The sequence below is a fragment of the Kitasatospora sp. NPDC059812 genome (assembly GCF_042732075.1).
In the GTDB taxonomy this organism is placed as follows: Bacteria; Actinomycetota; Actinomycetes; order Streptomycetales; family Streptomycetaceae; genus Kitasatospora.
In genome coordinates this window covers 40,918-47,620 of the sequence record NZ_JBHWIO010000009.1, presented here as the reverse complement: position 1 = coordinate 47,620, position 6,703 = coordinate 40,918, and the positions used below count along the sequence as shown (strand labels likewise).

General features: G+C 66.9%; 9 protein-coding genes. All 9 read right to left on the bottom strand.

What is annotated here, in order from left to right; genetic code table 11:
• Positions 1–143: 143 nt before the first annotated feature.
• Positions 144–1,166, bottom strand: a complete 1,023-nt coding sequence (locus ACFV6D_RS07225; RefSeq protein WP_030232516.1) for a DNA-directed RNA polymerase subunit alpha — start codon at positions 1,164–1,166, stop codon at positions 144–146.
• Positions 1,167–1,311: 145 nt separating this feature from the next.
• The gene (gene rpsK / locus ACFV6D_RS07220) at positions 1,312–1,719 is read right to left on the bottom strand and encodes a 30S ribosomal protein S11 (RefSeq protein WP_030232513.1); all 408 of its coding nucleotides are present in this window, start codon (positions 1,717–1,719) and stop codon (positions 1,312–1,314) included.
• Positions 1,720–1,791: 72 nt separating this feature from the next.
• Positions 1,792–2,172 carry a 30S ribosomal protein S13 gene (gene rpsM / locus ACFV6D_RS07215; RefSeq protein WP_063348977.1) on the bottom strand — a complete coding sequence of 127 codons (381 nt, stop codon included), beginning with the start codon at positions 2,170–2,172 and terminating at the stop codon, positions 1,792–1,794.
• A gap of 178 nt (positions 2,173–2,350) precedes the next feature.
• A complete protein-coding gene (gene rpmJ, locus ACFV6D_RS07210) occupies positions 2,351–2,464 on the bottom strand; it encodes a 50S ribosomal protein L36 (RefSeq protein WP_003956441.1) in 114 nt (37 codons plus the stop codon).
• Positions 2,465–2,496: 32 nt separating this feature from the next.
• A complete protein-coding gene (infA, locus tag ACFV6D_RS07205) occupies positions 2,497–2,718 on the bottom strand; it encodes a translation initiation factor IF-1 (protein ID WP_014047798.1) in 222 nt (73 codons plus the stop codon).
• A gap of 205 nt (positions 2,719–2,923) precedes the next feature.
• Positions 2,924–3,349, bottom strand: coding sequence for a large conductance mechanosensitive channel protein MscL (gene mscL / locus ACFV6D_RS07200; RefSeq protein WP_380423795.1), 426 nt, complete (start codon positions 3,347–3,349; stop codon positions 2,924–2,926).
• 152 nt (positions 3,350–3,501) lie between these two features.
• Positions 3,502–4,341: a type I methionyl aminopeptidase gene (gene map / locus ACFV6D_RS07195; protein WP_063348975.1), complete on the bottom strand. Its 840-nt coding sequence runs from the start codon at positions 4,339–4,341 to the stop codon at positions 3,502–3,504.
• A gap of 108 nt (positions 4,342–4,449) precedes the next feature.
• The gene (locus tag ACFV6D_RS07190) at positions 4,450–5,103 is read right to left on the bottom strand and encodes an adenylate kinase (RefSeq protein ID WP_063348974.1); all 654 of its coding nucleotides are present in this window, start codon (positions 5,101–5,103) and stop codon (positions 4,450–4,452) included.
• On the bottom strand, positions 5,103–6,413 hold the full coding sequence (gene secY / locus ACFV6D_RS07185; protein ID WP_063348973.1) for a preprotein translocase subunit SecY: 1,311 nt from the start codon (positions 6,411–6,413) through the stop codon (positions 5,103–5,105). Before secY ends, ACFV6D_RS07190 begins: the two co-directional genes overlap by 1 nt.
• Between the last annotated feature and the right edge of the window lie 290 nt (positions 6,414–6,703).

Sequence of the window (6,703 nt, the reverse complement as noted above, 5' to 3'; positions counted from 1 at the left end):
TGCTCCTCCCCCCCCCGAGACCTCACGTGGCTTGGTCGTCGGCCGCGACCGTTGTGTACACTCGACAGTCCGGGCCGGGGTGCCCGGACTACTTGCCCGACGACGGGGGCGGTCCGGTGGAACCGCCCCCGCGGCCAAATCTCTTAGTACTGCTCGGTCTCGGCGTAACCCGCGTCGTCCAGGTCGTCGGCGCCGAAGGCGTCGGCGGCGGCGGTCGGGTCGAACCCAGGCGGGCTGTCCTTGAGGGCCAGGCCCATGCCGGCCAGCTTCGCCTTGACCTCGTCGATCGACTTCGCACCGAAGTTGCGGATGTCGAGCAGGTCGGCCTCGGAGCGGGCGACGAGCTCACCCACGGTGTGGATGCCCTCGCGCTTGAGGCAGTTGTAGGAGCGGACGGTGAGTTCCAGCTCCTCGATCGGCAGCGCCAGGTCGGCGGCCAGGGCGGCGTCCGTCGGGGACGGGCCCATGTCGATGCCCTCGGCGTCGATGTTCAGCTCGCGGGCGAGACCGAACAGCTCCACCAGGGTCTTGCCGGCCGAGGCCATGGCGTCACGCGGACGCATGGCGGGCTTGGTCTCGACGTCGACGATCAGCTTGTCGAAGTCGGTCCGCTGCTCGACACGGGTGGCCTCGACCTTGTAGGTGACCTTCAGCACGGGGCTGTAGATCGAGTCGACCGGGATGCGGCCGATCTCCTGGCCGGAGGCCTTGTTCTGGACGGCGGAGACGTAGCCGCGACCGCGCTCGACGGTCAGCTCCATCTCCAGCTTGCCCTTGCCGTTCAGCGTGGCGAGGACCAGCTCCGGGTTGTGCACCTCGACACCCGCCGGCGGGGCGATGTCGGCGGCGGTGACGACACCCGGGCCCTGCTTGCGCAGGTACATCACGACCGGCTCGTCGTGCTCCGAGGAGACGACCAGCTGCTTGATGTTGAGGATGAGGTCGGTCACGTCCTCCTTGACGCCCGGCACGGTGGTGAACTCGTGCAGGACGCCGTCGACGCGGATGCTGGTGACAGCGGCACCCGGGATCGACGACAGGAGCGTGCGGCGCAGGGAGTTGCCGAGGGTGTAGCCGAAGCCCGGCTCCAGCGGCTCGATCACGAACCGCGAGCGGAACTCGTCGACGACCTCTTCGGTCAGCGAGGGGCGCTGAGCGATAAGCATGGGGGGATTCCTCCAGTTGTCTTCGGCACCCACTATTTGATGCCGACAGGACCAAGCGTACGGGGTCCCGCGAACAGCGACGAATCACCGCGTGGGACCCCGTACGAAGGTTCAAAGCAGGTACTGCGAGCCCGAAGGCGCTGCGTCAGACGCGGCGGCGCTTCGGCGGACGGCAGCCGTTGTGCGGGGTGGGGGTGACGTCCTGGATCGAGCCGACCTCCAGGCCGGTGGCCTGGAGCGAGCGGATCGCGGTCTCGCGGCCGGAGCCCGGACCCTTGACGAAGACGTCAACCTTGCGCATGCCGTGCTCCTGCGCGCGACGGGCAGCGGCCTCGGCGGCCATCTGCGCGGCGAACGGGGTGGACTTGCGCGAGCCCTTGAAGCCGACGTGACCGGCGGAGGCCCAGGAGATCACGTTGCCCGCGGGGTCGGTGATCGAAACGATGGTGTTGTTGAACGTGCTCTTGATGTGCGCGTGGCCGTGAGCGACGTTCTTCTTTTCCTTGCGGCGGATCTTCTTCGCGCCGGCAGCCTGACGACCCTTGGGGGGCATAAGTCTGTTCTCCTACTGAGGTGGTCGGTCCGCTGACCCGCGGGCCGGAGGGATGTCCGGTTACGGGACGGACTACTTCTTGCCCGGCTTCTTCTTGCCGGCGATCGCGCGACGCGGGCCCTTGCGGGTACGCGCGTTGGTGTGGGTGCGCTGACCGCGGACCGGCAGGCCGCGGCGGTGACGCAGACCCTCGTAGCAGCCGATCTCGACCTTGCGGCGGATGTCGGCGGCCACCTCACGGCGGAGGTCACCCTCGACCGTGTAGTTGGCGTCGATGTACTGGCCCAGCTTCACGAGGTCTTCCTCGGAGATGTCGCGAACGCGGACATCCGGGTTGACACCGGTCTCGACCAGGGTCTGCTGGGCGCGGGTACGGCCGATGCCGTACACGTAGGTAAGGGCGATCTCGATCCGCTTCTCACGGGGGAGATCAACGCCGGCGAGGCGTGCCATTCAAGGCTCCTGTGCTTTTTCAGAGGTCTTGCGTGCTACCTACTCCTTCGCCTCTCGACGATGGAGCCCCGGCCTCTGACCGGGGGTGGCAGTCCGTCCCTTCGTGGGGACGGATCGGGTAGCCCGCTTATGACGTTTTCGCGTCGCGCGAAGTACTACGAGAAATGCTGGGGAGAGATCAGCCCTGGCGCTGCTTGTGGCGCAGGTTGTCGCAGATCACCATGACCCGGCCGTGGCGGCGGATCACCTTGCACTTGTCGCAGATCTTCTTGACGCTCGGCTTGACCTTCATGTTCAGGTTCTCCGGGTCTAGATCTGACGTTCTTACTTGTAGCGGTAGACGATCCGCCCGCGCGTGAGGTCGTAGGGGCTGAGCTCCACGACGACCCGGTCGTCCGGCAGGATGCGGATGTAGTGCATGCGCATCTTGCCACTGATGTGCGCGAGGACCTTGTGACCGTTCTGCAGCTCGACCCTGAACATCGCGTTCGGAAGAGACTCGATCACGGTGCCCTCGATCTCAATGGCGCCTTGCTTCTTAGCCATGAACTGCGAGATCCACCTTCCGGGACCGGCTACCGTATGCGGCACGCTCGTGCGAACCTGGGTTCACCCCGCCCCCGAAGGGAAGAGGGCGTGCTGAAGCACGCTACGAGTGAGCCGACGGTCCATCCTACGCCAGCGCGTCCGGTGGGCCAAAACGAGATCCCCCGAAGGCGGCCACCGTGACGTTCCGGCTGGTCCCGGCGGGTCAGAACCCGGCGGTGACCTTCAGCGGCTCGACGTGGGCGGTGCAGGCCGCGCAGCGGCGGGCGGCCTCGGGGATCTCGGTCAGGCACTCGGGGCAGGGCCGCTTGGGGGTCTTCGCCTTCTTCGGCAGGTATCGCGCGGTCGCCTTGGTGACCGGCAGCACGACGCAGAAGTACAGCACCGCCGCGGTCATCACGAAGGCGATCAGCACGTTGAGGAACTGGCCGTACGGGAAGGTGACCCCGGCCACCGTCGCCTTGTACGAGCTGAAGTCGCCGGCCGCGCCGACCCCGACGCCGACCAGCGGGGTGAGGAAGGCCGACACGAAGCCGGTCACCACGCCGGTGAACGCGGCGCCGATGACGACACCGACCGCCATGTCGACCACGTTGCCGCGCATCATGAAGTCGCGGAATCCCTTGAGCACTGCACTCTCCCGATCGATCGAAGCTGCTGAAGCCGCTACTGAAGCCACTGCCAGCCGATAAAAATAGGACAAAAGCCCTGGAGGTCCAAACCCCCAGGGCCCTGATCCCTTGTCAGCAGCGGAAGTTGGCCGCTCAGCCGACCGTCGTGAGACTAACCGAGCGGGTCCGGGGCGGCGGTGATGCCCAGCTTCGCGAGCTCCGCCTTGCCGCCGTCGAAGGCCGTCAGGACCAGCGGGCCCTGCTCGGTGACGGCCACCGAGTGCTCCCAGTGCGAGGCCCAGGTGCCGTCGTTGGTGACGACCGTCCAGTCGTCCTCCAGCACGGCGGTGTGCGGGGTGCCCAGCGAGACCATCGGCTCGATCGCCAGCACGGTGCCGGGGATCAGCTTCGGGCCCTTGCCGCGGCCGCGCTCGACGTAGTTCAGCACGTGCGGCTCCATGTGCATCGCGGTGCCGATGCCGTGGCCGCCGTAGCCCTCGGTGATGCCCCACTTGCCCTTGGGGGGCAGCGGCTGGCGGCGGATGAAGCCCTCGATCGCCTTGGAGACGTCGACCAGGCGGTTGTTCTTCTTCATCTGGGCGATGCCGGCCCACATCGAGCCCTCGGTCACCCGGCTCAGCATCTCGACCTCGGGGCGGACCTCGCCGACCGCCACGGTGATCGCCGCGTCGCCGTGCCAGCCGTCCAGGATGGCGCCGCAGTCGATCGAGATGACGTCGCCCTCCTGGAGCACCCGGTCACCGGGGATGCCGTGCACGACCTCGTTGTTCACCGAGGCGCAGATCACCCCGGGGAACCACAGACCGCCGTGGTCGGCGCGGAAGTTGGAGGTCGCACCGTGGTCGGTGATGACCTTGTCCGCGATGTCGTTGAGCTCCTGGGTGGTCACCCCCGGGGCGACCGCCTCCCGGCAGGCCTTCAGCGCCTCGGCGACGACCAGCCCGGCCGCTCGCATCTTCGCGATCTGCTCGGGGGTCTTGATCTCCACCATCTGGTCACGCCTTCCACGTTCTGTTTGCCACTGCCTACCACCGTACGACGCCGTACGGCCGCGCCGCCCGGGATCGGGGAGCGCGGCCGTACGGCGTCGCCGGGAAACTCAGTTGTCCTGCTTCAGCGCCTCGATCGCGCGCCGGGTGACCTCGTCCACCTTGCCGAGGGCCGAGATGGTCGCCACCAGGCCCTGCTGGACGTAGTAGTCGATGATCGGCTCGGTCTCCGTGTGGTAGACCTCCAGCCGGGTGCGCACCTTGTCCTCGGTGTCGTCCGAGCGCTGGTACAGCTCGCCGCCGCACTCGTCGCAGACGCCCGCGGCCTTCGGCGGGTTGTAGTCCACGTGGAAGACGTGGCCCCCGTCGTTGCGGCACAGGCGGCGGCCGGCGATCCGGCGGACCACCTCGTCCTCGGGGACCTCCAGGTCCAGCACGCCGTCCAGCTTGATCCCCTGCTCGACGAGGAACTCGTCGAGCGCCTTGGCCTGGCCGAGGTTGCGGGGGAAGCCGTCGAGCAGGAAGCCGCCTGCGGCGTCCTCCTGGAGCATGCGGTCCTTGGCCATCCCGATGGTGACCTCATCCGGCACCAGACGGCCCGCGTCCATGTAGCTCTTGGCCTCGAGCCCCAGCGGGGTGCCCTGACCGATGTTGGCGCGGAACAGGTCGCCGGTGGAGATGTGGGGAATGGACAGGGTCTTGGCGAGCAGGTGCGCCTGAGTACCCTTCCCGGCCCCGGGAGGACCAACGAGGACGATACGCATCAGCGGAGGAACCCTTCGTAATTGCGCTGCTGGAGCTGGCTCTCGATCTGCTTCACAGTTTCGAGTCCGACGCCGACGACGATGAGCACGCTGGTGCCGCCGAACGGGAAGTTGGTCTGCTGTCCGAAGGCGACCAGGGCGATCATCGGGATCAACGCGATCAGGCCCAGGTAGAGCGAACCCGGCCACGTGATTCGGGTCAGCACGTAGTTCAGGTACTCGGCCGTCGGTCGGCCGGCCCGGATGCCCGGGATGAAGCCACCATACTTCTTCATATTGTCGGCAACTTCTTCGGGGTTGAAGGAGATCGCGACGTAGAAGAAGGCGAAGAAGACGATCAGCAGGAAGTAGGTCGCCATGTAGATCGGGTGGTCGCCCTTGACGAAGTGCTGGGTGACCCACACCGCCCAGCCCGACTGGCTACCGGTCAGCTGGACCACCAGGGCCGGGATGTACAGCAGCGACGAGGCGAAGATGACCGGGATGACACCGGCCTGGTTCACCTTGAGCGGGATGTAGGTCGACGTGCCGCCGAACGCCCGCCGGCCGATCATCCGCTTCGCGTACTGCACCGGGATCCGGCGCTGGGCCTGCTCGACGAAGATGACCAGCATCACAACGATGATGCCGACCGCGACCACGGACAGGAACTCGACCCAGCCGCCACCGATGGTGCCGGAGCCCTTGATCGCCCACATCGAGGACGGGAACTGCGCGGCGATCGAGGTGAAGATCAGCAGCGACATGCCGTTGCCGATGCCGCGGTCCGTGATCAGCTCGCCCAGCCACATGATCACCGTGGTGCCGGCGGTCATCGTGATCACCATGACGGCGATCCGGAACACGCTCGTGTCCGGGACGATCTGGTTGCCCACCGGGCAGCCGGAGAACAGCGCGCCGCTGGAGGCCGTCGCCACGATGCCGGTGCCCTGGAGCACGGCGAGCGCGATGGTCAGGTAGCGGGTGTACTGGGTGATCTTCGTCTGGCCGGCCTGGCCCTCCTTCTTCAGCGCTTCCAGTCGCGGGATCACGACCGTGAGGAGCTGGAGGATGATGCTCGCGGTGATGTACGGCATGATGCCGAGCGCGAAGATCGTCAGCTGGAGGAGCGCGCCACCGCTGAACAGGTTGACGAGCCCGAAGAGGCCGTTGTTCTTGGTGTCCTTCACACACTCGTTCACGGCCGTGAAGCTCACGCCGGGGATCGGAATGTGTGAGCCCAGGCGGAACAGCACCATGATGCCCAGCGTGAACAGCAGCTTCTTGCGCAGGTCGGGCGTCTGGAACGCCCGCGCGAACGCACTGAGCACGGTGCCTCCTGCGCCTCCCGCGCGTCGTCGGCGGGAGGGTCGGTCCTGAATGGGAGTTTTGGCGGTACGGGCTCCCGTACAGACGGCACAGGCGAGCCTACGCGCAGCCTACAAGGGAACTCCACGGACTCTAACAGTGCGCAGCCACTCGGAAGAAGCGCGTACCGCCCCTCCCCCACTCACGGGGTACGGGATGCCCGGGTTTGCCACACAAAAGAACGAGGACACGTCAACGGAATGCCCGGAAAACGCGATGCCCGGAAAACGCGCGAGCCCCGCACCTCCCGAAG

Bases quoted from the DNA above. Each gene is read 5' to 3' on its own strand.
- rpsM (WP_063348977.1), bottom strand. From the start codon at position 2,172: ATGGCACGCCTCGCCGGCGTTGATCTCCCCCGTGAGAAGCGGATCGAG.
- infA (WP_014047798.1), bottom strand. From the start codon at position 2,718: ATGGCTAAGAAGCAAGGCGCCATTGAGATCGAGGGCACCGTGATCGAG.
- rpmJ (WP_003956441.1), bottom strand. From the start codon at position 2,464: ATGAAGGTCAAGCCGAGCGTCAAGAAGATCTGCGACAAGTGCAAGGTG.
- ACFV6D_RS07190 (WP_063348974.1), bottom strand. From the start codon at position 5,103: ATGCGTATCGTCCTCGTTGGTCCTCCCGGGGCCGGGAAGGGTACTCAG.
- ACFV6D_RS07225 (WP_030232516.1), bottom strand. From the start codon at position 1,166: ATGCTTATCGCTCAGCGCCCCTCGCTGACCGAAGAGGTCGTCGACGAG.
- rpsK (WP_030232513.1), bottom strand. From the start codon at position 1,719: ATGCCCCCCAAGGGTCGTCAGGCTGCCGGCGCGAAGAAGATCCGCCGC.
- map (WP_063348975.1), bottom strand. From the start codon at position 4,341: ATGGTGGAGATCAAGACCCCCGAGCAGATCGCGAAGATGCGAGCGGCC.